Genomic DNA, 23785 nt, shown 5'->3' on the forward strand with positions numbered 1-23785 from the left:
CGGTGGCGCATACGGGCCACACACCAATCCACCCAAGATAAGCGTCAACAAGGTTTATAGGCAACGTCTATATCCGCCAGTCTACGCCCGGGCAAGCGCAGTACAACCTGGAAAGCCAGCGTCGGCAATATGGATTGGTGGATCGGGGCGGGGCCCGGGCACTGGGCTGGGAAGAGGTTGATGTCATTGGTGACGCGATCTGGGTTGCTCGGGATCGGGCATGCGCCGGCGCGGCTTTGAGCGCTTGCTTGGGCAGTTACGCGACGGCACAGTGGGCGCGGTGTTTGCCATCGAAGCTTCGCGGCTGGCTCGCAATGGCCGCGACTGGCATACGCTGTTGGAGTTCTGCAGCCTGGTCAACGCCTTGCTGATTGACGCCGATTCCAGGAGGAATCTGGCAGGCATTTGCGAATGCTATTTCGATCGCGTCGTCGAACGGATCGGTACTGCTTTTCCCGATTCCATCCCTGATATCGATCGCCCGCAACGCAATTGACCCATGAGTCTGCAATCCGTAATGGCCTTCCTGGCGCAACGGATGCGGCCATCCGGATTTCGCCCGAGCACCCGGCGCGGCTCGTCAGGGCGCAGTGGGTAGATGTGGCGCAAAGGCCAGGCATGACGCCGGAAAACGCGCACGCAAAGCGGCTTTAAAAAGCACCTGATGTAACATGACTCCCCAATCTGCCCAAGGAGAGGGAATGTCTAAAGGTTTGGTATTGCTGGCCGCCGCGCTGACGGCGCAAGCGCTAATGCTTTCGGGTTGTGCCGGTGGCGTTAACGCGAGTTCCATACAGGCGTCGGAACCAAGGCGCGTGCATTCCAATGCCAGTGTCAGCGACCTGGTGCTGTGCCTGAAAGGCAGGCTGGGGGATGACGCCAGCGTGGTCGCATACCCGGAGCCGGGGCGGGTCGATATCCGGGTCGGGCGCGCCCAGGATTCCGATTACCGGTTTTTTCACCTGATCAGCTTGCGTCGGGCCCAGGAAGGCTCGGATGTCGAGATCCGCAGCGCGGATGAATGGCATCCCTGGCTGAGTGCCAGCCGGATAGCGGGGATGGTGGATGACTGTGTACCGGGAAAGGCGCGCTGAATAGCCTTTCCTCCATGCGCTCGCTGAAAGCGCGGCGCCTGCCGGGTCAGCGCTGCGTGGCGTGGGCCCGCGCGCTGTCCGCGTTGCCCGGATCCGCATGGCGGCCGGTGCGGCTGGTTCCGGGCGTATCGTCCGCCGCGCCGAAGCGGGGCGGGTAGAGCGGGTGCCGCAGTGCCGCGTAGACAAGCACGACGGTGGCAATGGCGGTGATCCAGTCGATCAGGTCTTTCATTGGCGTTCCTCCACGTTGCCTGCATGGCGCGGCAGTTCCGTATCCAATGACAGTAGCCAACCGGCGCGGCCCGGGCAACGAAGCTTTGGTGCAATCCATATGCGCTGGCGCCGCGGGGAACCTACAAGATCAGTTTATAGCCCTCATGGCTGGCCACAAAGCCGAGCCTTTCATAGAACCGGTGCGCGTCCGGACGGCCCTTGTCCGTAGTCAGCTGGACCAGCGCGCAGCCGCGAGCCCTGCACGCCGAGATTGCCCATTCGAGCATCTGTTGGCCAATCCGCGCGCTACGGTAGGGTGCGGCGATCCGGACTGCTTCGATCTGCCCCCGCCATGCCCCTCTCCGGGCAATGCCCGGTATGAACGATATCTGCAGTGTGCCGACTACCGCATCTCCATCCATGGCGACCACGAGACGCTGATTCGGGTCGGCTTCCACGGCTTTAAAGCCGGCAACGTATCGTTCGTCCAGGGGCGAACCGACAGTCTCCCGCTGGCTGCCAAGCGCATCGTCCGCCAGCAATCCGACGATGGCGGGAAGGTCGGCCGGCAATGCGGTGCGAAAAATGATGTGTTCCATATCTGAACCGTGGGGAGCGCTGGCGCCAGGGGAAAGGCAAGTATATCGTCGCATACTGAAGCCCCGGGCGATCGCCGGATCGCCCGGGGTTGCCGGCAAACCGCCTTCGCGACCCTGGCTCGCGAGGCGAGCCGTCATGCTGGGAGGCTGAAATGCGCAAGCTGTTCTTCACCACGGGATCGCCGTTCGCCCGCGCCGTGCGCATCGTGCTCGTCGAGAAGGGGCTGGATTTTGAGCGCGAGGAAACCTTCACGACGCCCAGCGTCGAGGAACGCGCGAGGATCACGCCAACCCTTCAGGTGCCTGCCCTGATCGACGGCAAGCTGACGCTATGGGACTCGGCCGTGATTCTGGATTACCTCATGTCGGCCTATCCGGTTGCGGCGGTGCCCGAAGGCATGCGGCCCCTGGCCGCCCGTTATGTGCGCTCCGGGGAAGAATGGCATGACAAGCTCGTTCTCGCCACGCTGCAAACCTTAGGCGTGTCGACGACGACGGTGTCGCAGCTGCAATGGTCCGGCATTCGCCACGAAGAAAACAGCCATGCGGCCCGGTGCGCCATTCGCAACCAGCATCTTCTCGATTGGTTCGAGTCTCAGCTCATCGGCACTGCGGACGGCTTTGTCCCTGGCGTGGTATCCGCCCAGGATATCCTGCTCGCCTGCATTTGCCAGTTCATTGAAACTCGCCCGTTGCGGTTGTCCTGGCGCGCTCCGGATCGCCCCAAACTCGTTTCGCTGATCGCTCGCATGGAACAGCGGCCGTCCTTCCAGCAGGAAGCCGCGCTTTGGTGGGAGCCAGGGGTCACTTACGCCACTGCCGCCGAGGTGGAGTGGGCGAAGCGAAAAACCATTTACAGTGGACCTGGCTTCAGCGAGTGGGCGTCACAGCGCGCGGATTAGCGAATCCGGCCCAGGCACCTGGCCCGACGCTTCAAGCGCCGTACTCGTCGCCGCTGGATGGGGCGTACGGTAAAACCTGCTCGTGTTCGTCGGGCAGGTTGCGCGCGACGATGGCTCTCGCGGCTATCGTCGCACTCAGGTTGAATTCCGGACAAACTGCGTCAATGCCGCGCCGGGCACGCGTGTTGCAGCCAGAGGATTTCAAACGCCTCGGGCGTCATCGCCACCCCGTCAAACTCCGGATCCGCGTTGATCTCGTCGAGAAGCGGTACGGGGACGAGCCCAAGGTGGGTTCTTCCGGTTGTTGCCCCGACGCTTGCGAAGCCTACGCTTCCATCCGGGAAGAACTCCAGTTTCCAGGTCTCGAAGCGCTTGCCATTGAGCTCCGACACAAGGCGAACCGGCTCCGAGGAAAGCTCGTGCCTCCAGATGACGTCGATGTATTCCACGGAAATCCCCCTTGGCGAAATGCAATCTAGTCCTTGCTGGTCGCTTTCGATCGTTACGGGTACGAATGCAGGTACGCCAGCAGGTCCTCGATCTGCCGCTCGTTGCCGAGTCCCCAAAAACGCATCTTGGTACCGGGTACAACCTTGCCCGGCGACCTGAGAAAATCGCTCAGCGTCTTTTCAGACCATACGATCCCTGATTTCTTCATTGCCGGAGAGTATGTGTAGTCGTTGGTTCCTCCGGCGGTCCTGCCAAAGATGGCATTGAGCTGGGGACCAAACGCACCGCGCGCGGATGGCCCGACGCTGTGGCAAGAGGCGCATCGCGTGGTGAACAACGCCTTTCCGGCCTGTACGTCCCCCGCAGCGTGCGCCGATGTTTGGATGGCTAGTGCCAGAGTCAACAATGCGGCTGTTTTCATGGCGCTTGTTCGGAATAGGGGAGGCGCAGCATTATATAGCGCCTCCTGGCACCGGAAAGAGCGCGTGCCGCTGACGCAGTATCAATGCAGCGCTTGCGTGGCCGGCGGGCGCTCAGGCGGAGACGAGGCCTCAGTCATCCCGCGTCAACACTTCGAGCAGCTCGATCTCGAAGATCAGGTTCGAGTTCGGCTTGATGTGAGCCCCGACCTGTCTCTCGCCATAGGCGAGATGGGCCGGCACATGCAGCTTGCGCTTGCCGCCGACTTTCATGCCCATCAGCCCGATATCCCAGCCTTTGATGACGCGCCCTGTCCCGATGACGCACTGGAAAGGCTTGCCGCGATCGTGGGAGGAGTCGAATTTGGTGCCGTCCTCCAGGTAGCCGGTGTACCGGGTGGTGATCAGGGCGCCCTTGACGACCGCTTTGCCGTCGCCGGGCTGGATATCTTCAACTTGTAGTTCGCTGCTCATCGCTTGCTCTCGTTCATGGTCCGACGAGGCAGAGTTTACAGCGACTGTGCCGCCGCGCTATCGCTGTTCGGGAGGGATCGTCGCGATGCCCGCGGAAAACCGCGCATGAGCGGAAGGATCTACCGGCCTGTGCTTGATCTTGGCGCTGGCGGGATCCTTGCCGAGGAAGTTGTCGTTCTTCCAGTTCTTCGATGGCCTGACTGGCCTTGGCGCGAAGCCGCCTCCACAATTTGGGCAGACATTGCCCAGGACTTCGTCCACGCATCCGGCACAGAATGTGCACTCATAGCTACAGATGCGTGCTTCCAGCGAAGCTGGCGGGAGCGCCTTGTTGCAGTGTTCGCAGGTTGGCCTGAGTTCCAGCATGTTCCCTTCCTCCGTATCGGTAGCCGCGTTAGCCGTGATAGCCGAAGCGGTAAATTCGCTGCCATACTAACCACAAGCAAGATCGGCTGCTATTCGAAAAATGGACGAATATGGAAAAAAATGTGCCATGAAGCGTATCTATCTTGTACTGCCACCGAATGTACACATCCTCGATCTCGGCGGACCGATGCAGGTCCTCGGCTCGGTGGCGGCGCTTGGCATTTCGCCAGTCGAACTGGTCTGCGTGGGGCCGCTGAAGGAACTGACAAGTTTCCAGGGTCTGGCGCTCAGCGCGGTGCGGCCTTTGCCAGCCCGGCTGGTGGCCGGCGATGTCGTCATCGTGGTGGGTTTCAAGCTGGCGGTTAGCGCGCTGTCCACGCCGGAACAGCAGCAGATCGTCCGTTGGCTGCAAACCGTGGCGAAGCCCCGGCTCGGCGAGATCACGCTTGCCAGCGTCTGCACCGGCGCCTTCCTGCTCGGGGAGGCCGGCCTGCTCGACGGCCGCAACTGCACCACGCACCATGATCACCTGGCGCGGCTGCAGCAGCGCCATCCGCTGGCCCGCGTGCTGTCCAACCGGCTGGTGGTCGACGATGGCGCGCTGATCACCTCGGCGGGTGTCGCGGCGGGCATCGACCTCGCGCTGCACCTGATCCGGCATCGGTTCGGCACGGCCGCCGCTATCCGCGTCGCGCGGGAGAACGTGGTCCCGTTCCGCCGGCTGGGCCAGGACCCGGCGCTTGAGGTGCCGCTGCGCTACCGCGATCACCATCATCCGGTCATCCATGCCGTGCAGGACTTCCTGACCGGGCAGCCGGCCAGCGCGTTGCCATATCGTGAGCTGGCCGAACGCTTCGCACTGAGCTATCGGCATCTGGCCAGGCTGTTCCAGCAGGAGTGCGGCGTTACCCTCAAGCAATACCAGCAGCAGCTACGGCTCGATCTGGCGCGCCGGCTGTTGAAGGACAGCGACTGGGCCGTGGAGATCGTTGCCGAGCGTTGCGGCTTTGCCAGTCCGCAGGCCTTCCGCGCGGCGTGGCGGCGGGAGGAGCCGGTTGCGCCCTCGCTCTGGCGGGCGCAACCTTGACGCCGCCTGGCTTATTGCGCGCCGTGCTCGCCCAGTGCCGGAACGTGGTCGTCGCTTGCCGGCAAGCCAAGGGAGAATTTGACGGGGAAGCCGAGCGTGATGGCTTGCTCCCCCGGCAATGCACGGATCATGCCGCGTGCCTGCACATGCGGGTCGGCAAACAGCTCCTGCGCGCTTAGCGAAGGAGAGAAGGGAAGGTCCACCGCAGCGAAGGCGTCGGCCCACTCCGCGAGCGTTCGTGTCAGGAAGATGCCCGTGAGCAGGCCGTTCACCTCTGGCTTGTGCTGCTGTCGGCCCGCGCGGGAACTGAACCGGGCATCGAGCAGCGCCGGGAACGCGGCGCCAAGGGCATCGCACAGGTTCAGCCAGAACTTGTTTTCGAGGATGCCCATGGCAAGGTGCCGGCCATCGCGTGTCTCGAAGATATCGTTGTCCGGCATCACGGTGGGCGATTCCTGGGGGCGATCCTCGTAGCCGCGCGCGGCCCATGCGCCATGCGCGGTCCAGGACAGGATGGCATCATGGATCGAGACATCGAGATGCTGGCCGTGGCCATTCTGGCGCGCGCTCATGATGGCCACCGCCAGCGAGAGCGCGGCGTAGCCCGAGGCCGCGTAGTCGGAGACGCGGGCACGCGGGCGCGAGACCTTGTCCGCCACCTGGACCGGGACGGACCAGTAGCCCGCCAGGGCGAGATAGTTCAGGTCGTGGCCGGCATGGTCGGCATAGGGGCCGGTCTGGCCGAAGCCGGAGATGGAGCACAGCACGATGGCGGGATTCACTTCCGCGAGCATGTCATAGCCCAGGCCGAGACGCTGCATCACGCCGGGCCGGAAGCCTTCGACAACGGCGTCCGCATCCCGCACCAGGCCGAGGAATGCGCTACGCCCTTCCGCGGATTTCAGGTCGAGCGCGATGGATTGCTTGCCGCGATTGAACTGGGCAAACACCGCGGGGCCGAGTTGCCGGGAGGTGTCGCCAATGCCGGGCTGCTCCACCTTGATGACATCCGCGCCGAGTTGCAGGAGCAGGCTGGTGGCGTGCGGGCCCGGCAGCAACTGGCTGACATCGATGATCTTGACGTCCTTGAGGCAGGACCACTCTGGTTTCATGGTGCTTTCCGGGTGAGGTGGATTCAGCTTACGTCGCCGTTCATGCCGATCGAGCGGATCAGCGTGCCGTAGCGGGCGCTGTCGGCGGCTACCGCTGCGTTGAACTGGGCCGGGGAGGCGCTGCGGCGCAGCTCGCCCGCGTTGGCCTTGATCTGCGCATCGAGGCGCCCGCTGGCCTGCAACTCGCTGACGGCGGCAAAGAGCCGCTGGGTGAGTTCGGCGGGAAGGCGCGCGGGGGCAAACAGGCCGGTCCAGTTATCGAGGACGAAGCCGGGCGGCATGGCCTCGGCAAACGTCGGTACCTCAGGGAAATAAGCCGAGCGCGCGGATGACGACACCGCCAGCGCCCGGACCTGCCCGTTGCGCAGGTATTGGGTCGCGGTGCTCAGCACGGGCATGCCGAACTGGGTCTGGCCGCTGAGCATGGAGGTAATGATCTCTGTCGCACCCTTGTACGGGATATGGACGGCTTCGGTGCCGGTCTGGTGCAGCAACGTTTCGACGGCCAGATGCGCGATGCTGCCTTTGCCGCCCGATCCGTAGTTGAGCTTGCCGGGGGCGCGTTTCATCGCGGCGATCAGGTCGCCCGCGGTCTTGTAGGGCGCATCCGCGGGGACCACGAGCGCGGTCGGCCCGCCGGAGATCGCCGCGATGGACGTGAAATCGTGCGCGGGATCGTATGGCATGTTGCGATACATATGCACATTGATGACATGCGTATTCGCGAGAATGCCGAGCGTGTATCCGTCCGCCGCGGCGCGCTTCAGGGCGCCGGCGCCGATGATGCCGCCGGCGCCGGGCATGTTCTCGACCACCAGCGGCTGACCCAGTTGCCGCCCCAGTTCGGCCGCCAGCGTCCGCGCGATATTGTCGGGGGCGCTGCCTGCCAGGAACGGGACGATCAGGCGGATGGGACGGTTGGGATAGGCGGCGGCGCGCGCCGGGGCCAGCACGCTGCTCAAGGCGGCCGCGCTTGCCGCGGCAAGCCAGGTTCGGCGGTTCATGGGTTGTCTCCTTTTTGGGGCCGCGCAGTCTTGCCGCGCCGGCTCGTCAACGTTTGCTTGTGCCTGCCCGCTCAAGCTTGCGCCTGCATGGGCTCGAGAATTGCCCGGGCGATGGTATTGCGCTGGATCTCGCTGGTGCCAGTGAAGATCCGGAACATGCGCAGCTTGCGGAAGGCCTGCTCGACCGGATGCCCTCGGGTGACACCGACATTGCCGTGGATCTGCACGGCTTTGTCGGCTACCTCGAAGCAGCGCTCGGAGATATAGAGCTTGCACGCCGCGGCCTTCATGCGCAGGTCGGCACCGCTATCGGCCAGCGCCGCCGTCTGCGCGATCATGCTCTCGCAAGCCCACAGCGCGGCGGCCATGTCCGCCAGCATGTGCTGGATTGCCTGGAAGCGCGCAATGGGTCCGCCGAACTGGCGCCGCTTGCCGGCGTATTCGAGCGAGGCTTGATAGGCCGTGGTGGCCAGCCCCAGCATGGTAGGGCAGTGCAGCAGCCGGTTGACGTTGATGCGCGACATGCCGAGCTTGAAGCCGTTGCCTTCTCCGCCAAAGATATTGGCGCGCGGCACCCGTACATTGGTGAACTCGATATCCGCATCGATATGCTGGCCCGACATCGGCACGTATTCGGTACTGACCTTGACGCCGGGCAGGTCCAGGTCGATCAGCACGGCCGTGATGGCCGGCGGCGAGGCTGTGGCATCGGTCACGCACATGACGATGGCGAAATCGGCGAATGGCGCACCGCTGATGTAGTGCTTGCGGCCATTGACGACCAGCTCGTCGCCATCCGCCACGGCGGTGGTCGAGATGCTCTGGGCGTCCGAGCCGGAATGCGGCTCGGTGAGGGCAAAGCAGGTCGACTTCTCGCCCCGGATCACCGGCTGGAAGTAGCGCGCGAGCTGTTCGGGCGTCGCGTACTTGAGCATATTGCCGACGCGCGGCGGGCCGCCCAGGTCCCCCAGCACATGCGGCGCCAGCACGGCGCCGCTGGCGGCCAGGTCCGCTTTCAGCGCGCACTGCTCGGCGATATTCAGGCCCTTGCCGCCCAACTGGACCGGCAGGCAGGCGGCATAGAGCCCTAGCTCGCTGGAACGGCGCCACACGCCGCGCAGCACATCCCTGGGCCAGACGTCTTCCGAGCCGAGGCCAAGCTCCCGTTCCAGCGGCAGCAATTCCTCGTCGATATAGCGGCGGATCGCGGCGCGGGTCTCGATGAGCGTGGGGTTGGTCAGATGGTCGAACATGGCGATTCTCCTTAATTCACGCGGCGGGACACGCCTTGCCAGTACGGCTCGCGTACCAGTTTCCGGGCAAGTTTTCCGCTGGCGTTCTTGGGCAGGTCGGCAACGAAGTCGATGGATCGCGGCGACTTGTAGTCCGCGATCCGTGCGCGGCAGTGCGCGATGAGGTCGTCGGCGCTGGCTTGCCGGCCGGGCCTGAGCGCGACGACAGCCTTGACGCTTTCGCCCCATGTGTCGTCAGGCACGCTGATCACGCAGGCTTCCATCACGTCGGGGTGCAGGTACAGGGTAGCCTCGACCTCGGTCGGGTACACATTGAAGCCGCCGGAGATGATCATGTCCTTCTTGCGGTCGACCAGGTAGATGTAGCCTTGCTCGTCGACTCGGGCCAGGTCGCCCGTGCGCAGCCAGCCGTCGGCAAGCGCCTCGCGCGTCAGCGCCGGCTCGCCCCAGTAGCCCTGGAACACATCCTCGCCGCGGATCACCAGTTCGCCGATTTCGTCACCGCGCACTTCACGTCCCTGCTCGTCGACCACGCACACCTGCGTCTCACCGAGGGCCCGGCCGCAGGACGCCAGCCGTTCGGGCCGGTGCGCCATTGCCTCGGCATGGTCGGCTGTGGAGAGGCGGGTCACGCCGGAGGTGGACTCGCTCGCCCCGTAGCCTTGCGAGAGGATGGGGCCGATACGCTCCCATGCCTCGCGGATACGGGCCGGCGCCATCGGCGCGGCGCCGTAGGCCAGCGTCTTGAGGCTGCTCAGGTCGGCGCTGGCCAGGGTTGGCTCGGCCAGCAGCATGTTGATCATGGCCGGCACCATGAACACATGGGTGATGCGCAGCCTGGCCACTTCCGCCAGGAAATGCGCGGGCTCGAATTTGTCGAACAGGACCAGGGTCGCGCCGGTGTACAGGTAGGGCTGCATTAACATGCCTGAGGCGTGCGTGACCGGCCCGATCAACGCCAGGCGATCGCCGGGCCGGGCGGGGTTGTCCATGCCGAGCAGCATCTTGCGCAGCGCCGCGAGGCGGTTGCCGTAGCTCTGCATGGCCGCCTTGATCTTGCCGGTGGAGCCCGAGGAGAAATGCAATACGGCGAGGTCATCGGAGAGCGGCGCGGCATCGACGGGTGCATCGCTTGCGCCTGACAGCAGCGACTCGTAGTCGGCATAACCTGCTGCGGGGCCGCCGATGGCGATGAAGGTCTCCACCGACCCGAAGCCCGCGGTTGCCGGGGAGTAGCCGGTATAGCCCGGCCCCGCGATCATGACCCGGGGCGTGCAGTTCTCGGCGACATCCGAGGCTTCCGCGGCGGTGAAGCGCGGGTTCAGCGCCGCCTTGACGAGGCCGGCCTTATACAGGGCGCACTCGATCTCGACCAGTTCCGTACGGTTGCGAGACTGAATCGCCACGCGGTCGCCCTTGACCAGGCCGAGGCCCAGCAGCGCGTTGGCCAGGCGGTTGGAGCGCTCGTCCAGCTGGCGGTAGGTCAGGACCCGGTCCTGATAGAGGACCGCGGCGTGGTCCCCCCAATAGCGTGCGGCGCGGCGCAGGAAGAAAGCGAAACCCATTTTGTGTCTCCGTGGTGATTCTTTGCCGTAGTCTGTAAGATGCGTGGCATCACCACAATGCCGTACTGGCTATAAAGACATAACCAACAGGAATGTCAGAATGGAGACGAGGGATCTTGAGTACGTGCTGGCTGTGGATGCCCACGGCGGCATCGGCCGCGCCGCGGAGTCGCTGGGCATCAGCCAGCCAGCCCTGACCAAGGCGGTGCAGCGGGTGGAAGGGCAGATCGGCCTGCCCCTGTTCGAGCGCACGGTCCACGGCATGACCCCGACGCAAGCCGGCGCGCAGTTTATCGAACGCGCCCGGAGAATCCGGCTGGAGTATGAGGATGCGCTCAAGGAGATGCAAGGCATCCGGACCGGCGAGCAGGGCATCCTGCGCCTGGGCTATTCGCCTTCCATACCCAACGCGCTCTTCCTGGGCGCCTGCCGCCAGCTTGTGAAGGAGCGGCCGGTCGCCAGGCTTCGCCTGCGCAGGCGCATGGCGCGGGAACTGATGGATCTGCTGCTGGCGGGCGAACTGGACCTTGCCGTCGCGCCGATGCAGAAGCAGCGCGCGAGCGAGTTCGCGGTGGAAGAATTGTTCGACGACCGCCTTGTCGTCGTGGCTGATGGCGCGCACCCGCTGCTGCGCCGGCGCAAGGTGAGGCTGGCGGATCTGGTGGGCCAGGAATGGTTGCTTCCCGCGCCGCATATCGCCCTGCGGCAGCAGGTCGACGCGGCCTTTCGCAAGCAGGGGCTTGCCGAGCCGAACTTGCGGATCGAGACTGATTTTGGCAGCGCTTCGTTGTTCCAGCTGGTGAGGGGCACGCAGATGTTGAGCGTGTCGGGCGGGGATTCGGAGGCGATGCAGATTGGCCTGCGGCCGTTGAACCTGGGGCTTGAAGAGCTGGATTTGCGCCGGCGCGTGGGGGTGATCTCGCGGGCTGGGGCTTATCTTTCGCCGCTTGCGCAGCGGATGACGGTGTTGTTGCGGGAGCAAAGCGGTCAGGGGGGGGATTTGTAGGCGCCCGCAGGGCGGGGGGGCTCTATATGTGTGGCTGATTGCTGTGTTCCTGCCCGGCAACTGCAACTGCTTAACGTCAACGGCTTAAGGTCAAAGGCGGTTTCACCCCCCTGCGGGGGGCGACTGCAGTTCCTGTTGGGCGGCCCGGTACACGCCCGGCGTCATGCCCGTCCAATGGCGGAAAGCACGATGGAAAACTGCGGGTGAGCTGAAACCCAGTGCATAGGAGATCTCGGCCAGAGAGACATCCTTACGCGCAAGATTCAGGATAGCCAGGTCTCTGCGCAGATCGTCCTTGATGCCCTGGAAGGACAGGTTCTCGTCCTGCAACCTGCGGATCAGCGTCCGCGAGGACATGTGGAGCTTGCTCGAAACGTCGTCCAGTGTTCGCCCCAGGTCCGCATACAGTAGCTCGCGCACCTTCAGTCGCATGACGTGCTCGTGATAGGAGGTGAAGATCCAATCACGGGGCGCTCGTTTCAGGAATTCGCGTACGTCGGCCGTGTTGCGTTCCGCCCGAATTCTTCCAAGCTCCGCGCGGAACGTGATATGTGAGAACTGCCCCCCAAAATCAATGGGGGCCGGGAAGAGAATCGGATAGTCGGCTGCAAAGGAGGGGCGTTGGAAAACAAACACCACCCTCTGCACGGGGACCTCCCGACCGACGAGCCATGAAACAATGCCGTGCGTGAGTTTCAATAGCAAGGCATGGCCGAAGCGGTTCACGCCAATCTTCGTGGAGCGGGGAATCAACTCCAGGCTCATGCTGTCTCCAGCTTGCGCGAGATTCAGGCGGTAGTCGTCCAACAGCAAATTCCAGACCTGCGTGAAACGGTACAGCGCCACACGGATCGTTGGCGCATCCATTACTGCACGGACGATGTACTTCAGGGACCCGGTCCGTATGGGACGGCTCCATAGCCCCATCATTTCGTCACCTGTCGCGGCGGCGCTCTCCTGGTACAGCCTGACGAGTTGATCGTGCGTGAGTCGGGAGGCGGGATGGCTGATGAACTCCTTGACAATACCTGCCTGCTTCAAACACTCGTCCAGAGTCGGCTCTGAGCACAAGGCTCGCAAGCTCAGCAGTAAGTCTTGCACCAGTTCGAGCGAGACCGTTGCCGTTGACACGGATCCAGCCGCCTTGTCCGTCCGACCTCCATTTGCTGTGATGCTCAAGCTGTCCATGGCACCCTCGCGCAGCAGCAAGGGCCGCCGGTCCCACGCGCCAGCGCCGCGTGTTTGAAGGCAAAGGGGGATTGCAGTGCCGCAAAAATGCCCGCTTGATCCCTTCCTGGTGAACGCATCCGCTTGCGCCTCCTGAGGCGGCCTCTTCCTGTTGAACTGAGCAATACCGGTTTCCGGACCGACCGGGGCATGCGCGCCTTGGCGCAGCCCTTCCCCCAGTCTACCTGAGTCCGCTCCGTTGGCTAGTCGAATGTTGGCAGTTTTTGCATATTCGCCGTCGCCATTGGCAATTGGGGGATGGAACGAAGCCACCTATTCTTCGGTGAAAGGAAAAGGAGACGACAACATGGTGCAACCGGGAAACATGATGCGCATGCCCTTGCTCATCAATTCAATCCTCACACATGCCCTGGAAAGCAGTGCGGATCAGGAGATCGTGACCGCGCTTGATGACGGTAGCCTGCATACGTACACATACCGGGAGTTTGGGCGCAGAGTGAAGGATCTGGCTGTCGGCATGGGGCATCGAGGATTGCTCCCGGGCCATCGCGTGGCGACATTGGCATGGAATACCTATCGCCACTTGGAGATCTACTATGCCACCGCCGGCATCGGAGCGATCTGCCATACGGTCAATCCACGCCTGAGTCGCGAGCAGATCGAGTTCATCATCAACGACGCCCAGGATGTCGTGGTGTTCTACGACGGGCACTTCGCAGAATTGGTTGAGCAACTGGAGCCGCGGTGCCCGTCGGTGGCACATTGGGTTCTGCTCAACGAGGACGCCGATCAAGACCATGCCGGGATGCACTACGGCGCCTGGTTGGGAAACGACGTTCGAAATTTCGAGTGGCTGGAGTTCGACGAGGACACTGCATGTGGGCTGTGCTACACGTCTGGCACCACCGGGGCGCCGAAGGGCACGCAGTACTCTCACCGATCGACCGTTCTGCATGCCTATGCATCCAGCCATCCAAACGCGCTGGCGATCTCCTGCAGCGATGCGGTCATGCCGCTGGTTCCGATGTTCCACGTCAATGCGTGGGGATTGCCGTACTCCTCCCTGATGTCCGGGGCCAAGATCGTCCTACCCGGATCGAACATGCAGGGCGAGCGGCTCTACGCCTTGTGCGAGCGTGCCGGCGTGACGCTATCGGCGGGTGTGCCGACGGTATGGAAAGGGGTGCTGGACCATGTCGAAAGCCGGGCACTGACATTTAGCACGCTCCAGCACATCGTCATCGGTGGCGCCGCGTGCCCGCCGCACATGATTGCATCCTTTCGCGCACGTAACGTGACAGTGCGCCACGCGTGGGGCATGACGGAGGTCTCGCCGCTGGGAACCGTCTGTCAGCTACTACCCAAGCACGCGTCGCTGCCCGGCGACGAGACGCTGCAGGTGCTTGCATCGCAGGGGCGGCCGCTGTTCGGCGCACGCTTCAAGGTTGTCGATGAGGAAGGTAAGCGGTTGCCCCATGATGGGGTGTCCACCGGGCACCTCATGGTCCAGGGCAACTGGGTCATCTCCCACTACTACGGCAAAGCCGAGCCCGCCACCGAGGACGGCTGGTTCCGCACTGGCGATGTCGGAAGCATCGATGCGGATGGCTACATGCGCATCACGGATCGCAGCAAGGATGTCATCAAGTCCGGGGGCGAGTGGATCTCGTCAATCGAGATAGAGAACATTGCGATGGAGGAACCCGGCATCGAACTGGCGGCCTGCATCGCCGAGTCAAGCGAGAAATGGGGCGAGCGCCCGGTTCTGTTTGTCGTCCCCAAACCGGAAGGTTGCCTGTCTGCCGAGCAGATCCTCGCACGCTATCAGGGGCGCGTCGCGAAATGGTCGATTCCCGACAAGGTCGTGTTCATCGAGCGCATGCCGATGACGGCCACAGGAAAGATACAGAAAGCGGCGCTTCGCTCGTTGCCGCTGCCGACCAAACCTCAATAGCACGACGGTCGTGCTCCTCCCCCTTCATCCATTCCAAAGGAGTCGTTCCATGACTGAACCCTTCTTGCTGACGTCCGAGCAGGGCAACATCGGCATCATCACGCTCAACAAGGCGCGCAAGCGCAATGCACTGGACGAGCGCGCAATCGCCGAGATCGACGCCTATTTCTCCAGCATCCCCAGCCACATCCGCGCCATTCTCATGACGGCGCAGGGAGATCATTTCTGTGCCGGTCTGGATCTCAAGGAACACCACGATAAGGAGCGCAGCCCGGTTGACTTCATGCGCGTGTGCCAGGGATGGCATCGGGCTTTCGACAAGATCCAGCACGGTGGCGTCCCTGTCATCGCTTGCTTGCAGGGGGCCGTGGTGGGCGGCGGTCTGGAACTGGCAAGCGCCGCGCACGTGCGTGTTGCCGACAAGAGCACCTTCTTTGCATTGCCAGAGGGGACGCGCGGCATTTTCACCGGCGGAGGGGCGACGGTACGCACCGCCAAGATCATCTCGGCCACCCGGATGGTGGAAATGATGCTGACCGGGCGTGTGCTGGATGCAGAAGAAGGCGAGCGCCTGGGCCTGGCCCACTACGTCTGCAATACCGAGGCCAACCCCAAATCGGCGTACGACCTGGGCCTGGAGCTGGCGCGGAGGATCGCAAGCAACGCGGTGCTGTCGAACTACGCGATCGTCAGTTCCATCAACCGTATCGCCGACATGGCATCGACCGAAGGGCTGTTCGCCGAAGGGCTGATGGCCGCTGTCGTGCAAACCGGGCGAGACGTGCAAGAGCGGCTGGGCGAGTTCGTGGACAAGAAGGCCTACAAGGTTCGGCCGAATGGCTGATCGGCGTCAGCGTGTGGATGCAGGAAAAAAAAGACGACAAGGACGGAGACAAACAATGCTATCGAATGAAGAGATCTGCCGGCGACTTCCCGGCCACCCCGACTATGAGCGGCTGAAGACGCTGCGCCGGCGCGTGGCCTTCTGGTTCGCCGGTGTGTGCCTTGTGCTCTGCATGGGGTTCATACTGACTGCCGTGCTTGCGCCAGCACTCTTGGCGGTTCCTTTGAGCAGCAAGGGCACGTTGACCAGCGGTCTGCTGTGCGCAACCGGTCTGATCCTGTTGTCGTGGCTCCTGACGGGAGCCTACATCCATATCGCCAACACCCAGTTCGACAAGATGTGCGAACGCCTGATCTCAATGGTGCGCACATGAACACGGAAGCCATCCTGATTTTCGGCGGCTTCGTCGCCGTCACGCTCGGCATAACGTACTGGGCGTCGCACAAGACACGATCGACTTCGGACTTCTACACCGCCGGTGGCGGTATCACCGGGACGCAGAATGGGCTGGCCATTGTGGGCGACTACATGTCTGCCGCAACGCTGCTGGGGATATCCAGCCTGGCCTTTTCCAACGGGTTCGACTCGCTGATCTATGCGGTGTGCGCATTCATGGGCTGGCCCATCATCATGTTCCTGGTCGCCGAGCGCCTGAGAAACCTGGGCCGCTACACCTTGAGCGACATCGTTTCCTTCCGTCTCGACGAACGCAGCACGCGGATCTTCAGTGCCATCAGTTCGTTGACCGTGGTGCTGTTCTATCTCATTGTCCAAATGGTCGGCGCGGGTCAACTAGTGCAGTTGCTGTTCGGAATCGACTACACCTATGCCGTTATCAGCGTTGGCATCCTGATGATGGTCTATGTCGTCGTCGGGGGCATGGTTGCCACGACCTGGGTGCAGATCATCAAGGCCATCCTGATGCTCGGCAACGGCGTCCTCCTGACGGCGCTGGCGCTGAACTACTTCGACTTCGACTTCTCCGCGCTTGTCGCAACTGCGGCGAATAACCACCAGGCCGGCGAGGCGATAAAGGGTCCCTGGAAGCTGATGGGCAATCCGGTCTCCGGCCTGTCGCTGGCGCTCTCCCTGGTCTTCGGGATCGCCGGGCTGCCCCACATCATGATGCGCTTCTTCACTGTGCCGGACGCGCGTGCCGCCCGCAAGTCGGTATTCGTGGCCACGGGATTGATGGGGGTGTTCTTTGTCATCATCTGTTTCCTCGGCCTGAGCGCCATGGCGATCCTGCCGAACTATCCGTCGTTCTATATCGATGGCAAGGTCGGTGGCCCGGTGCTGGGCGGCTCAAACATGCCGATCATGCACCTGGCCACGGCGCTAGGAGGCAATCTTCTGTTCGGACTGCTCGCCGCCGTGTCGTTCGCCACCATTCTCGCCGTGGTCAGTGGCCTGACGCTGGCGGGAGCGTCCGCCATAGCACACGACCTGTACGCCAAAGTGCTGCGCTGCGATGATGTTTCACCATCCGAGGCGATGCGGGTGAACCGTATGGCGTCGATAGGCATCGGCGTCGTCGCCATCGTCCTGGGCCTGCTCTTTCGCGATCAGAACGTTGCATTCCTGGTGGCCTTGGCCTTCAGTATCGCAGCATCCGCCAACTTCCCCGTATTGCTCATGTCGATGTACTGGCGCGGCCTGACCACCCGGGGGGCGCTGGCCGGAGGCATCGTTGGCCTGGGCGTGGCCTTGACCCTGGTTGTGCTGTCGCCGGCGGTGTGGGTGCGCATCTTCGGGTTCGCCACGCCGCTTTTCCCATATGACTATCCCACGCTGTTCTCGATGCCGCTGGCTTTCCTGATGATCGTTGTCGTGTCCCTGACGGATCGCACCAGGCGGGCCTCACTTGACCGAGCAGGATTCCCGGCGCAAGAGGTGCGCGCCGAGACGGCGGTGGGGATTTCGGCAGTGTCCCACTAAACCCGGCATCGGCGACTGCCCACCTTGCTGAGGCACACCAGGATGTGCCTCCTTCCTGCCCACGGGTCAGGCGCCGACCATGATGCCCGAGATCGCGCCTGTTCCCTTGTGTGGACGCGCCAAGGCGCAGGGCCTGCCCAATTCGTGGATTTATTCTTTCTCCAGCGAGAACTTCATCATGACAGAGACCAGAAACAACAGCGAAATCACCCATTACATCGGAGGCGCGCTCACTGCGGGTGGTGGCACCCGGACTCAACCCATCTACAATCCCGCGACCGGCGCTGTCAGTCGTCACGTGCGCCTTGGCAATCAGCAGGATTTGGAGGCTGCAGTTGCTTCCGCCCGGATGGCATTTCCATCTTGGGCAGATACCCCGCCAATTCGGCGCACCCGGGTGCTGTTCAAGTTTCTGGAACTGCTGGGCCGAAACAAAGATGCACTTGCTGCACTCATCACGGCCGAGCATGGAAAGGTCTTCACCGATGCCCAGGGTGAAGTGGCGCGTGGTATCGACATTGTCGAGTTCTCGTGCGGCATCCCCCAGCTTCTCAAGGGAGATTTCACCGATCAGGTCAGCACCGGCATGGACAACTGGACGTTTCGACAACCGTTGGGTGTCGTCGCCGGGGTTACGCCATTCAACTTTCCGGTCATGGTGCCAATGTGGATGTTCCCAGTAGCCATCGCGGCGGGCAACTGCTTCGTGCTCAAGCCCAGCCCCATCGACCCCAGCCCGAGTCTGTTTATCGCAGATTTGTTGAAGCAGGCCGGCCTGCCTGACGGCGTGTTCAATGTGGTGCAGGGGGACAAGGAGGTCGTGGATGCGCTACTGGTGCACCCGGATGTGAAGGCGGTGTCTTTCGTCGGCTCTACGCCGATCGCGAATTACATCTACGAGACTGGCGCACGCCACGGCAAGCGGGTACAGGCGCTCGGCGGGGCCAAGAACCATATGGTGGTGATGCCCGATGCCGATGTCGATCAGGCGGTGGATGCCCTGATCGGAGCGGGCTATGGTTCAGCCGGCGAGCGTTGCATGGCGATTTCGGTGGCGGTACTCGTGGGGGATGTGGCTGACAAGATCATGCCGAAGCTGGTGGAGCGCACCAAAGCACTGAAGGTGCTCGACGGTACCAACCTGGAAGCTGAAATGGGGCCCATCGTGACCCCCGCGGCGCATGCGCGCATCACTGGCTACATTGAGCAAGGAGTCAAGGAGGGAGCGCAGTTGCTGGCCGATGGCCGGACGTTCAAATACTCGACCGCCGGCATGGGCTGCGATGGGGGGTTCTGGCTTGGAGGAACCCTCTTCGATCATGTCACGCCCGAAATGAGCATCTACCGGGAAGAGATCTTCGGTCCGGTGTTGTCGTGCGTTCGCGTGACCGATCTTGCTGCTGCAGTGCAACTCATCAACGACCATGAGTTTGGCAACGGCGTTGCGTGCTTTACCCGTGATGGCAATGTGGCCCGCGAATTTTCTCGGCGCATTCAAGTCGGGATGGTGGGCATCAACGTGCCTATTCCAGTGCCGATGGCCTGGCACGGGTTCGGTGGGTGGAAGAAGAGCCTGTTTGGCGATATGCACGCCTACGGCGAGGAAGGGGTTCGTTTCTACACCAAGCAGAAGTCCATCATGCAACGCTGGCCCGAAAGTATTAGCAAAGGCGCAGAGTTTGTCATGCCGACATCCAAGTAGGTTGAACCCTCTTTTCCGCTCTTTTTGCCCGCCGACGAGGCGCCCCATGCGGCCTGGTACACCTTGACGGCTCGCTTCGCATCGCGCCGGGGTGTGGCCCGTCCTTGGGGGCGCGCCACACGGCTGCATCGAGTCGTGATCTGGCGCCATCGCTCTTCTTTGCTCCGGCTGCCTGCCTACCCCAACAGCAGCACTGCGCCGCAGCCCGTCAGCGCCAGCGTCCATACGCGGTCGAGGTTGATCCATCCCGTGCGCAGGAAGGCTATGCCGACGCGGTCGTAGACCAGCAACGCTACGGTGCCGATAGCGAGGAGCATGGTCAGCGTATGCAATCCCAGCGCCAGCAGCGCCGGCATCAGCGGGCCACTGGCGGCCGGCCCGCCGGCCACGGCGCTGCACAGCGGCAGCAGCGCCGGCACCAGCATCAAGCCTGCGCCATGCGTGCCGGCCATCAGGAATGACCACAGCGCCAGCCCGGCCATGCCGGCCTGCATGCCCACGCGCGGATGCTGGCGGTGGCCGCGCAGGGCGTGCCAGCCGGCCCAGGCGATCAGCACCGCGCCACCGGCGCGCGCCAGCCATTGGGGATCGAGCAGGCTGCCGAGCGTGAGCGTGGCGGCCAGTACCAGGGCTACCGCCAGCGCATGGCCAAGCGCGATCGGCAGCAGTGCCAGCAGCACTACCTTGCGCCGTCCGCGATGCAGCCCGAGCGCTACCGCGAACAGCCAGCCCATCGCGGGATTGATGCCGTGGAACAGACCCAGCGCGGCGATGGCCAGCCAGGGCCACCAGAGTGGCCACAGCGTGGCGAAGTGCGTGCCCAGCGGCACGCCCGAGGTGGCGGGCATGGCGGGGCCGCTATGGGTAGCAGTACGAATCCGACGAGCAGTCGCCGCCTTGCAGCCTGACCTGGTGCGGACGATGGCCCGCCGGCCAGCGCAGGAAGAAGCGCGGGTCGAACGCGATGCCGCCTTCGGGCGCGGCGTCCAGCTTGACCATCCAGCCGTCGATCCCCTCCGGGTAGAACTGCGGATCGACCGCGCCGTAGAGCGAGTTGGTGAAGTAGACGCGGCGCCCGTCGCGGCTGACTTCCACCATCTGCGGGCCGCCGTTGAGCGCGGCGCCGCCGGCGCCGGGATGCGTGGCGCGCGAGACGATACCGCCAATGCGCACACGCCCCCTCTGCTTCGGTGCGAACGGGTCGGAGACGTCGTACTGCAGCAGGTCGCCGGTGCCCCAGCACGCGACATAGAGGAAGCGGTCGTCCATCGACAGGTCGATGTCGCTGACCAGCGGCGGCACCGCCTTGAAGCCCTTGAGGATGGGCGGCAGCAGATCCGGGTCCGCCGGCTCGGCGGGAATATCGATCACCTTGCGCACTGCCCACTTGCCGCTGTCCCGGTACCAGACCCAGATCGATGAAGACAGGTCCTTCAGGCTGATCACGCAATTGACGAAGCCGTACGCCTTGGTGGGGTCGTGCGCGGGGCGCAGCTCGAACACGAGCTGGTACTCCTCGCCGAAGTCGATCTCCTGCAAGTGCTTGCGTCTGGTGAGATCCCAGAAATGCAGGCGGCGGCCGTAGCGCGAGCCAAGCAGGATCTCGGGCACCAGGCCGTCCTCGATCATGTCGGGCGTGCCCCATTCGCTGGTGACCAGCGTGTCGTAGCCGAGGTGCCACCAGCCGTCATAGGCAAAATACTGCGGGCCGCGTTCCACCTCCCACCGCCCGAGCGGCTCGAAGCCCTGCTGGTCCAGCAGCAGGATGCCGCCCGGCCCCTTGCCCTCGGCATTGCCCAGCGCCGTCACGTAGATACCGGCGGGGCCGCAGTGCACGGTGTGCGGGCGCGTATAGCCGGTGCGTTCGGCCAGATCGGCGGGCTCGATGATCTTGGCGATGGCCGGCCGCCGCGGGTCGGGCTGGGTGTCGATGATGTAAATGCGCGACGAACGCAGGCCCGGCACCACGAGGTAGCGCCGTTCCATATGCGGGTGCGGGGCATTCGGGCAGAGGCAGGAAGAGCAGGCGTTCCAGCCGAAGTGATGCAATTCGTCGCCCGCATACGGCATGGGCAACTGCCCGACGATGGTGGCATAGGTCCCGGATGCGGGATCGACGTCGACCACGGCAATGCCGTCGGGCTGGGTACGCGTGGGATCGAACATCGCCACATAGGCGAGTGCCTCGGGCGGCGCCTTTGCTGCCAGGCGGGGCGATGGGTAAAAGCTGGGGTCGGGCTTCCAGGTTGCCATGATGCGCCTCCTCGTACCTAGCCGTGAACCTTGCTGGATAACACTGGCTTAGAACTATAGGACACATCGCGGCAGGCTGAGCCACGCCAGGCACGGGGGATGGACGCCGCCGGTGCAGCGTCAATAAAAAAAGCCAGGCGACGGGCCTGGCTCGGAGTCCAACGGTATCCATGCGCAGCGCCTTAGCGCTCTCGCGATGCAGCGCTCGAAGGCGGTATCGAATTCCCGATCCTTGCTCCGCAAGCGCCCCGAGCCTCGATGGTAGACGTGGTACGAATCGGCGGAAGACTTTTGCGCCGGTACCTCTCCCTCGTCGGTCCGCTGCATCGCGCGGATCTCCATCATCCCGATAATGACGGTAAAGCCCTTGGAAATGGCCATGGCACCTCCGGGAGAACGCCCGATGGCGTTCAAATTGCTGGGCGGGAGAGGGGAGTCGGGCGGCTGTCCGACGCAGCCGTCTTATTGAACCCAGCATGTGCCATGGCCGCAGGAGGAGCAAGCTCCTCATGTTATCTGGCGCACATATGACGGCCAATGCCGGAACGGATGGGCATGGAAGCGATTGCCGTGCCAGGTCAGAAGGCCGGAATCAGCGATCCCTTGAACTCGGTCTCGATAAACCTGCGTACTTCATCGGACTGGTAGGCCTTCACCAGTTTCTTCACCCACGGTTTGTCCTTGTCCTCCACGCGGGTAGCGATCAGGTTGGCGTAAGGCCCGCGCGCGTCTTCCACGGCGATGGTGTCGCGCTGCAGCGAAAGGCCGGCACGGTAGGCGTAGTCGTTGTTGATCGACGCGGCGGCGAGGTCGTCCAGGGCGCGCGGCAACTGGGCCGCGTCGAGCTCGATGAGCCTGAGCTTCTTCGGGTTCTCCACCACGTCCAGCGGGGTGGCGTTGACGCCGTTCTCGCCCACGCCGGGCTTGAGCTTGATCAGCCCGGCCTTTTGCAACAGCAGCAGCGCGCGGTTGCCGTTGGAGGGATCGTTCTGGATGCCAATGCGGGCGCCTTGCGGCAACTGGTCGGGCGACCCGAACTTCCTGGAGTAGATGCCGAGCGGGGCGGTCAGGGTCAGGCCCACCGGCACGATCTTGTAGCCGCGCGCCTTGATCTGGCTGTCCAGGAAAGGCTTGTGCTGGAAGGCGTTGGCATCCAGGTCGCCCGCGGCCAGCGCCTCATTGGGCTGCAGGTAGTCGCTGAAGGTGATCAACTGGATTTCCAGCCCGTCGCGCGCCGCCACTTTCCGCACCACTTCGAAGGTCTGCTCGGCATTGCCCACCGACACGCCGACCTTGATCCTGCTTTTTTCCTGCGCGTGGCCAACGCCGGCGCCCGTTACCATCAGTAGCGCCGCCATCGCGGCGGCTTGCCATCGCTTCATTCTCTGCTTCCTCGCTAGGTTGGGAGGCCGCATGGCGGCCGACCGCCGAGTATAGAAAGCGCGCGCTGCGCCGCGAACTGATGGTTTCGTCTTAGCTTAGAAGGCGGGTGCGCAAGGCAGGGACGCTAGGACTGCCTCTCGGCCGTGGCCGGGTTCGGCCCAGTGCCGGCGGCCGGCGCCGTCTGCGTGGACCGGTAGCTGTACGCGAGCGCCAGCAGGATGACGATGGGTACCGCCAGGCACCAGAAGGATGCAAACACGTAGGCATAGGCCCCGGACACGGCCCCGGCGGCGAACGCGCCGATGGCGGGGACCATCTTGCGCAGCCGGTTCTTCGCGGGCGCGATCTTGTCGGCCGGACCGCGGGCCAGTTCTACCAGGTCGATGATGACCTGCGTGCTGTTGCCCGTCATGATGGTGGTCGGCACATGGTCGGTCAGCACGATGCGCGACTGCGCGTTCTGGACCGCCATCGCGGCCACGCCCAGCATGCCGGTCGCGATGGCGGATGGCATGTCGGGTGAGGTGACGGGCGAAGCCAGGCAGCCGGCCAGCATGAAACAGGCCAGCAGCACCCCTTGCGCGACCAGCAGCGGCGGAAGCGGCGGCTTGCCGCGCGCCTGCATGGCATCGATCGCGATCTTGGTAGCCGCCACCGACAGGGCGAACACGGGCAACGCCAGCATCTTGGCCGCCACGCCGGTGGTCGAGTGCGCCAGCTCCACGCCGACCATGACAAAGTTGCCGGTCACGTGCGCGGTGAACAGCCCGAACAGCGCGATAAAGCCGACCACGTCGACATAGCCCGCCACCAGGCTAAGCCAGGCGGCCTTGAGCACGTTGCCGGCGGTTGCCTGGGGTTGCGACGGCGATTGCGGCGTGGTTTGCATGGCGGGATCATGTTTGTGAATTGGCGGGCGCTTGCCTGTACTACAGCATAGAACGGAACCATGGGTGCGAGAGTCTCAACGTCTGCATCG

General features: G+C 63.7%; 26 protein-coding genes. 10 read left to right on the top strand and 16 right to left on the bottom strand.

The window, feature by feature from the left end; all coding sequences use genetic code 11:
* Positions 1-220 precede the first annotated feature (220 nt).
* A complete protein-coding gene (locus AC1DS6_RS05705; RefSeq protein ID WP_441625175.1) occupies positions 221-496 on the top strand; it encodes a recombinase family protein in 276 nt (91 codons plus the stop codon).
* Between the two features lie 205 nt (positions 497-701).
* Positions 702-1094: a hypothetical protein gene (locus AC1DS6_RS05710; protein WP_477102250.1), complete on the top strand. Its 393-nt coding sequence runs from the start codon at positions 702-704 to the stop codon at positions 1092-1094.
* 46 nt (positions 1095-1140) lie between these two features.
* Here AC1DS6_RS05710 and AC1DS6_RS05715 read toward each other — a convergent pair whose 3' ends face one another.
* Together AC1DS6_RS05715 and AC1DS6_RS05720 are read right to left on the bottom strand one after the other, a co-directional pair.
* Positions 1141-1326 carry a hypothetical protein gene (locus AC1DS6_RS05715; RefSeq protein ID WP_441625179.1) on the bottom strand — a complete coding sequence of 62 codons (186 nt, stop codon included), beginning with the start codon at positions 1324-1326 and terminating at the stop codon, positions 1141-1143.
* 121 nt (positions 1327-1447) lie between these two features.
* The gene (locus AC1DS6_RS05720) at positions 1448-1906 is read right to left on the bottom strand and encodes a GNAT family N-acetyltransferase (RefSeq protein ID WP_441625181.1); all 459 of its coding nucleotides are present in this window, start codon (positions 1904-1906) and stop codon (positions 1448-1450) included.
* A gap of 152 nt (positions 1907-2058) precedes the next feature.
* Here AC1DS6_RS05720 and AC1DS6_RS05725 point away from each other — a divergent pair, with 152 nt between their 5' ends.
* Entirely contained in the window at positions 2059-2808 is a 750-nt protein-coding gene (locus AC1DS6_RS05725; protein WP_441625183.1) for a glutathione S-transferase family protein, read from the top strand.
* 161 nt (positions 2809-2969) lie between these two features.
* Here the strand turns inward: AC1DS6_RS05725 and AC1DS6_RS05730 are convergent, their stop codons facing one another.
* The 4 genes from AC1DS6_RS05730 to AC1DS6_RS05745 form a co-directional block, all read right to left on the bottom strand.
* Complete coding sequence (locus AC1DS6_RS05730) at positions 2970-3257, bottom strand: DUF6881 domain-containing protein (protein ID WP_477102251.1); 288 nt, start codon at positions 3255-3257, stop codon at positions 2970-2972.
* Between the two features lie 53 nt (positions 3258-3310).
* Positions 3311-3679: a c-type cytochrome gene (locus AC1DS6_RS05735; protein WP_441625187.1), complete on the bottom strand. Its 369-nt coding sequence runs from the start codon at positions 3677-3679 to the stop codon at positions 3311-3313.
* A gap of 130 nt (positions 3680-3809) precedes the next feature.
* Entirely contained in the window at positions 3810-4151 is a 342-nt protein-coding gene (locus AC1DS6_RS05740) for an FKBP-type peptidyl-prolyl cis-trans isomerase (RefSeq protein ID WP_441625189.1), read from the bottom strand.
* 57 nt (positions 4152-4208) lie between these two features.
* Positions 4209-4517: a DUF1272 domain-containing protein gene (locus AC1DS6_RS05745; RefSeq protein WP_441625191.1), complete on the bottom strand. Its 309-nt coding sequence runs from the start codon at positions 4515-4517 to the stop codon at positions 4209-4211.
* Between the two features lie 127 nt (positions 4518-4644).
* Between AC1DS6_RS05745 and AC1DS6_RS05750 the strand changes: the two genes are divergently transcribed.
* Positions 4645-5604 (top strand): GlxA family transcriptional regulator, encoded by a 960-nt coding sequence (locus tag AC1DS6_RS05750; RefSeq protein WP_441625193.1) that lies wholly within the window; start codon positions 4645-4647, stop codon positions 5602-5604.
* Positions 5605-5615: 11 nt separating this feature from the next.
* Here the strand turns inward: AC1DS6_RS05750 and AC1DS6_RS05755 are convergent, their stop codons facing one another.
* From AC1DS6_RS05755 to AC1DS6_RS05770, 4 genes are all read right to left on the bottom strand, one after another.
* A complete protein-coding gene (locus AC1DS6_RS05755; RefSeq protein ID WP_441625195.1) occupies positions 5616-6716 on the bottom strand; it encodes a CaiB/BaiF CoA transferase family protein in 1101 nt (366 codons plus the stop codon).
* Between the two features lie 23 nt (positions 6717-6739).
* On the bottom strand, positions 6740-7720 hold the full coding sequence (locus tag AC1DS6_RS05760) for a tripartite tricarboxylate transporter substrate-binding protein (protein ID WP_441625197.1): 981 nt from the start codon (positions 7718-7720) through the stop codon (positions 6740-6742).
* A gap of 71 nt (positions 7721-7791) precedes the next feature.
* Positions 7792-8973, bottom strand: coding sequence for an acyl-CoA dehydrogenase family protein (locus AC1DS6_RS05765; RefSeq protein ID WP_441625199.1), 1182 nt, complete (start codon positions 8971-8973; stop codon positions 7792-7794).
* A gap of 11 nt (positions 8974-8984) precedes the next feature.
* Positions 8985-10538, bottom strand: a complete 1554-nt coding sequence (locus tag AC1DS6_RS05770) for an AMP-binding protein (protein ID WP_441625201.1) — start codon at positions 10536-10538, stop codon at positions 8985-8987.
* 100 nt (positions 10539-10638) lie between these two features.
* Between AC1DS6_RS05770 and AC1DS6_RS05775 the strand changes: the two genes are divergently transcribed.
* Positions 10639-11544: a LysR family transcriptional regulator gene (locus AC1DS6_RS05775; protein WP_441625203.1), complete on the top strand. Its 906-nt coding sequence runs from the start codon at positions 10639-10641 to the stop codon at positions 11542-11544.
* A gap of 102 nt (positions 11545-11646) precedes the next feature.
* On the opposite strand, the gene AC1DS6_RS05780 is transcribed toward AC1DS6_RS05775, so the two are convergent.
* Positions 11647-12732: an AraC family transcriptional regulator gene (locus AC1DS6_RS05780; RefSeq protein ID WP_477102252.1), complete on the bottom strand. Its 1086-nt coding sequence runs from the start codon at positions 12730-12732 to the stop codon at positions 11647-11649.
* A 346-nt stretch (positions 12733-13078) separates the two neighbouring features.
* Here AC1DS6_RS05780 and AC1DS6_RS05785 point away from each other — a divergent pair, with 346 nt between their 5' ends.
* The 5 genes from AC1DS6_RS05785 to AC1DS6_RS05805 all read left to right on the top strand — a co-directional run bounded on the left by AC1DS6_RS05785 (position 13079) and on the right by AC1DS6_RS05805 (position 19170).
* Positions 13079-14686, top strand: coding sequence for a long-chain-fatty-acid--CoA ligase (locus AC1DS6_RS05785; protein WP_441625308.1), 1608 nt, complete (start codon positions 13079-13081; stop codon positions 14684-14686).
* A gap of 49 nt (positions 14687-14735) precedes the next feature.
* A complete protein-coding gene (locus AC1DS6_RS05790) occupies positions 14736-15530 on the top strand; it encodes a crotonase/enoyl-CoA hydratase family protein (RefSeq protein WP_441625207.1) in 795 nt (264 codons plus the stop codon).
* Positions 15531-15585: 55 nt separating this feature from the next.
* Positions 15586-15903: a DUF485 domain-containing protein gene (locus tag AC1DS6_RS05795; RefSeq protein ID WP_441625209.1), complete on the top strand. Its 318-nt coding sequence runs from the start codon at positions 15586-15588 to the stop codon at positions 15901-15903.
* Positions 15900-17468, top strand: coding sequence for a sodium:solute symporter family transporter (locus AC1DS6_RS05800; RefSeq protein WP_477102253.1), 1569 nt, complete (start codon positions 15900-15902; stop codon positions 17466-17468). The genes AC1DS6_RS05795 and AC1DS6_RS05800 overlap by 4 nt, the downstream gene beginning before the upstream one ends.
* Positions 17469-17646: 178 nt before the next feature.
* Positions 17647-19170, top strand: a complete 1524-nt coding sequence (locus AC1DS6_RS05805) for a CoA-acylating methylmalonate-semialdehyde dehydrogenase (protein ID WP_477102265.1) — start codon at positions 17647-17649, stop codon at positions 19168-19170.
* 176 nt (positions 19171-19346) lie between these two features.
* Here AC1DS6_RS05805 and AC1DS6_RS05810 read toward each other — a convergent pair whose 3' ends face one another.
* The 5 genes from AC1DS6_RS05810 to AC1DS6_RS05830 form a co-directional block, all read right to left on the bottom strand.
* Positions 19347-20018, bottom strand: coding sequence for a hypothetical protein (locus AC1DS6_RS05810; protein WP_477102254.1), 672 nt, complete (start codon positions 20016-20018; stop codon positions 19347-19349).
* 10 nt (positions 20019-20028) lie between these two features.
* Positions 20029-21423, bottom strand: a complete 1395-nt coding sequence (locus tag AC1DS6_RS05815; RefSeq protein ID WP_441625215.1) for a selenium-binding protein SBP56-related protein — start codon at positions 21421-21423, stop codon at positions 20029-20031.
* A 120-nt stretch (positions 21424-21543) separates the two neighbouring features.
* Positions 21544-21804: a hypothetical protein gene (locus AC1DS6_RS05820; protein ID WP_276291170.1), complete on the bottom strand. Its 261-nt coding sequence runs from the start codon at positions 21802-21804 to the stop codon at positions 21544-21546.
* A gap of 197 nt (positions 21805-22001) precedes the next feature.
* On the bottom strand, positions 22002-22805 hold the full coding sequence (locus tag AC1DS6_RS05825) for a MetQ/NlpA family ABC transporter substrate-binding protein (protein WP_441625218.1): 804 nt from the start codon (positions 22803-22805) through the stop codon (positions 22002-22004).
* 125 nt (positions 22806-22930) lie between these two features.
* The gene (locus AC1DS6_RS05830; protein WP_477102255.1) at positions 22931-23695 is read right to left on the bottom strand and encodes a YoaK family protein; all 765 of its coding nucleotides are present in this window, start codon (positions 23693-23695) and stop codon (positions 22931-22933) included.
* Positions 23696-23785: the final 90 nt, after the last annotated feature.

This window comes from Cupriavidus sp. 05L310 (genome assembly GCF_056398185.1).

Coding starts and splice junctions, on each gene's coding strand:
- AC1DS6_RS05705 (WP_441625175.1), top strand. CDS start 221: ATGCGCCGGCGCGGCTTTGAGCGCTTGCTTGGGCAGTTACGCGACGGC.
- AC1DS6_RS05710 (WP_477102250.1), top strand. CDS start 702: ATGTCTAAAGGTTTGGTATTGCTGGCCGCCGCGCTGACGGCGCAAGCG.
- AC1DS6_RS05715 (WP_441625179.1), bottom strand. CDS start 1,326: ATGAAAGACCTGATCGACTGGATCACCGCCATTGCCACCGTCGTGCTT.
- AC1DS6_RS05720 (WP_441625181.1), bottom strand. CDS start 1,906: ATGGAACACATCATTTTTCGCACCGCATTGCCGGCCGACCTTCCCGCC.
- AC1DS6_RS05725 (WP_441625183.1), top strand. CDS start 2,059: ATGCGCAAGCTGTTCTTCACCACGGGATCGCCGTTCGCCCGCGCCGTG.
- AC1DS6_RS05735 (WP_441625187.1), bottom strand. CDS start 3,679: ATGAAAACAGCCGCATTGTTGACTCTGGCACTAGCCATCCAAACATCG.
- AC1DS6_RS05740 (WP_441625189.1), bottom strand. CDS start 4,151: ATGAGCAGCGAACTACAAGTTGAAGATATCCAGCCCGGCGACGGCAAA.
- AC1DS6_RS05745 (WP_441625191.1), bottom strand. CDS start 4,517: ATGCTGGAACTCAGGCCAACCTGCGAACACTGCAACAAGGCGCTCCCG.
- AC1DS6_RS05750 (WP_441625193.1), top strand. CDS start 4,645: ATGAAGCGTATCTATCTTGTACTGCCACCGAATGTACACATCCTCGAT.
- AC1DS6_RS05755 (WP_441625195.1), bottom strand. CDS start 6,716: ATGAAACCAGAGTGGTCCTGCCTCAAGGACGTCAAGATCATCGATGTC.
- AC1DS6_RS05760 (WP_441625197.1), bottom strand. CDS start 7,720: ATGAACCGCCGAACCTGGCTTGCCGCGGCAAGCGCGGCCGCCTTGAGC.
- AC1DS6_RS05765 (WP_441625199.1), bottom strand. CDS start 8,973: ATGTTCGACCATCTGACCAACCCCACGCTCATCGAGACCCGCGCCGCG.
- AC1DS6_RS05770 (WP_441625201.1), bottom strand. CDS start 10,538: ATGGGTTTCGCTTTCTTCCTGCGCCGCGCCGCACGCTATTGGGGGGAC.
- AC1DS6_RS05775 (WP_441625203.1), top strand. CDS start 10,639: ATGGAGACGAGGGATCTTGAGTACGTGCTGGCTGTGGATGCCCACGGC.
- AC1DS6_RS05780 (WP_477102252.1), bottom strand. CDS start 12,732: ATGGACAGCTTGAGCATCACAGCAAATGGAGGTCGGACGGACAAGGCG.
- AC1DS6_RS05785 (WP_441625308.1), top strand. CDS start 13,079: ATGGTGCAACCGGGAAACATGATGCGCATGCCCTTGCTCATCAATTCA.
- AC1DS6_RS05790 (WP_441625207.1), top strand. CDS start 14,736: ATGACTGAACCCTTCTTGCTGACGTCCGAGCAGGGCAACATCGGCATC.
- AC1DS6_RS05795 (WP_441625209.1), top strand. CDS start 15,586: ATGCTATCGAATGAAGAGATCTGCCGGCGACTTCCCGGCCACCCCGAC.
- AC1DS6_RS05800 (WP_477102253.1), top strand. CDS start 15,900: ATGAACACGGAAGCCATCCTGATTTTCGGCGGCTTCGTCGCCGTCACG.
- AC1DS6_RS05805 (WP_477102265.1), top strand. CDS start 17,647: ATGACAGAGACCAGAAACAACAGCGAAATCACCCATTACATCGGAGGC.
- AC1DS6_RS05810 (WP_477102254.1), bottom strand. CDS start 20,018: ATGCCCGCCACCTCGGGCGTGCCGCTGGGCACGCACTTCGCCACGCTG.
- AC1DS6_RS05815 (WP_441625215.1), bottom strand. CDS start 21,423: ATGGCAACCTGGAAGCCCGACCCCAGCTTTTACCCATCGCCCCGCCTG.
- AC1DS6_RS05820 (WP_276291170.1), bottom strand. CDS start 21,804: ATGGCCATTTCCAAGGGCTTTACCGTCATTATCGGGATGATGGAGATC.
- AC1DS6_RS05825 (WP_441625218.1), bottom strand. CDS start 22,805: ATGAAGCGATGGCAAGCCGCCGCGATGGCGGCGCTACTGATGGTAACG.
- AC1DS6_RS05830 (WP_477102255.1), bottom strand. CDS start 23,695: ATGCAAACCACGCCGCAATCGCCGTCGCAACCCCAGGCAACCGCCGGC.